This window comes from Streptomyces lushanensis, from assembly GCF_001700515.1.
GTDB classification, from domain to species: Bacteria; Actinomycetota; Actinomycetes; order Streptomycetales; family Streptomycetaceae; genus Streptomyces; species Streptomyces lushanensis.
The window spans coordinates 1-2,236 of sequence record NZ_MAUD01000633.1; the positions used below are offsets into that span (position 1 = coordinate 1).

General features: G+C 67.8%; 3 protein-coding genes. All 3 read right to left on the reverse strand.

Annotated elements, in window-relative coordinates:
* A partial coding sequence (locus BFF77_RS32020; protein WP_066957064.1) for a hypothetical protein occupies window positions 1-410 on the reverse strand: 410 nt, incomplete at its 3' end.
* Entirely contained in the window at window positions 410-853 is a 444-nt protein-coding gene (locus BFF77_RS32025) for a phage tail protein (RefSeq protein ID WP_066957067.1), read from the reverse strand. The genes BFF77_RS32020 and BFF77_RS32025, both read right to left, overlap by 1 nt.
* 139 nt (window positions 854-992) lie before the next feature.
* A partial coding sequence (locus tag BFF77_RS32030; RefSeq protein WP_107422312.1) for a phage tail sheath family protein occupies window positions 993-2,236 on the reverse strand: 1,244 nt, incomplete at its 5' end.

The following is a 2,236-nucleotide window of genomic DNA, read 5'->3' on the forward strand; positions in this document are numbered from 1 at the left end:
GCCGCGCGGGTGTGTCCCTCCGCGTTGATCCGCCGGTAGAAGTCCTGGAGGAACGCGAGGTCCGAGGCGAACAGGTTCTCCACGATGCCCGCGTGGACGTCCTCGACGGCGCCGAGCCGGGTGATCACCCGGGCGATCAGCACCACCGAGAGGTAGGCGGAGTTCTCTCGCACCCGGTCGTCCCGCAGCGGGATGAGTTCGTCGCGGGCGGTGGCCAGCCGCATCACACCGTGGCGGTGCACGGTGCCGGAGTCGTCCACGTACCCCCGGGGCAGTTCGAAGGAGAACTCGGTGCGGAGCGTGTCACGCTCCGCACCGGCACCCTGCTCACCCGTCCCGGCCGCTCCCGCCTGCTCCGGCTCCCGCGTCTGTGGTGCCTGCCGCGAGGGCGCGGGCATCGTCCGACGCATCAGGCGACTTCCATGCTCTCGTAGGTGATGGCGAGCTTCTCGGTGAGGACGGAGGTGTCACCCGCCTTCAGCGTGCCGATCTCCAACGACTTCGGCCAGGCGTTCACGAGCTGATAGCGCTTGATCGCGACGCCCTCGTAGTCGTAGACGACGATGGCGCCGTTCTTCCGCGCGTCGCCCATTTTCCCGAACCGGGAGGCTTTGATCCACGCCTCGAAACTGTTGTCCTCGGTCAGCCCCCGGGTGACGGTCACTTCGCCCGCCTTGGGGCGTCCCGGCAGCTTCTTTACGGCGTATTTCCCGTCGGCGGTGTTCTGCTTCAGCTCGATGACGTCCTGCTCCATCTTCAGGCCGCTGACCTCGGTGATCTGCTTGATCACCACACCGTCGAACTCCAGCCCGAAGGAATGGCCAACCGAGCTGTCAAGATCGGGAAGTGGCATTCCGGCCTCCTTTTCTTCTCCGCGAATCGGACGACGGCGTTCAACCGCTCGGACGGGTACGGGTCATATGGGGCGACCCGGTATTCCCCCGGTCCGGCAATCCGTCATGTGCTCGTTCCGTCGTGCTGTGTGCCGTGTACTACTCGTCGACCGATCCCGTACCGCCCGACAACTGGGAGAGCCGGAACACCACGAATTCAGCGGGCTTGACCGGAGCCACCCCGACCTCGCAGATGACCATGCCCGCGTCGATGCTCTCGGCGGGATTCGTCTCCCGGTCGCACTTCACGTAGAACGCCTCGTCCGGGGTGAGCCCGAACAGAGCGCCCTTGCGCCACTCGTTGACCAGGAACGCGGAGATGGTGCGCCGGACACGGGCCCACAGGGCGTCGTCGTTCGGCTCGAAGACCACCCACTGCGTGCCGGTCAGGATCGACTCCTCCAGGTAGTTGAAGAGCCGGCGCACATTCAGATAGCGCCATGCGGCGTCGGAGGCGAGGGTGCGCGCGCCCCACACCCGGATGCCCCGGCCCGGGAAGGACCGGACACAATTGACCCCGAGGGGGTTGAGCAGGTCGTGCTCCCCCTTGGTGATCTGCGTCTGGAGGCCGACCACGCCCCGGAGGACCTCGTTCGCCGGTGCCTTGTGCACCCCGCGTGACTCGTCGCTGCGAGCCCACACCCCGGCGATGTGCCCACTCGGCGGTACCAGTGCGTTCCGGCCGATCGACGGGTCGAACACCTTGATCCACGGGTAGTAGAGCGTCGCGAACTTGGAGTCGAAGCCGGCCGTGTCCAGCCGCCAGGTCTTGATCTGCTGCGGGGAGAGCCCGGGCGGCGCGTCGAGGATGGCCACCCGGTCACCCATCAGCTCGCAGTGGGCGATCAGCGCCTGCTGTACCGCGATGACGGTCTCGGCGTCGATGGTCCCGCGCTGGTGCGCGCTCATCAGGTCGGGTACGGCCACCATCGTGATCTCCTCGATGGCCTCCAGACCGCCGAACCCGGTCCGCTGGTCCGCGTCGCCCACGTAGTCGTCGGCCGACAGCGACTCCGGCGCCGCCGGCACTCCGGTCGCGCCGGGCGTATCCGGTTGCGGTGCGAGTACCACCGCCTGGGCATCGGGCTTGGCCGCGGTTCCCCGGGCCGCTTCCTCCAGGGCGATGGTCTGCGACTTCTCCCGGACCTTCGTGACGACGTTGTCCTTGGTGCGCCGGGCGGACACCGAGGGGTAGGTCTCCTTGACCTCCCCGTCCACCTTCACCACAAGCTTGAACACGTCGTTGGGCGGGTACCGGGTCCGGGCGCTGCCGGGCGTGACCGGCGAAGTCTCGGTCGAGGTCGGCCCCGTGGACGGCGAGGACCCGCCCAACGACGTGTTCA

Coding starts and splice junctions, on each gene's coding strand:
- BFF77_RS32025 (WP_066957067.1), bottom strand. CDS start 853: ATGCCACTTCCCGATCTTGACAGCTCGGTTGGCCATTCCTTCGGGCTG.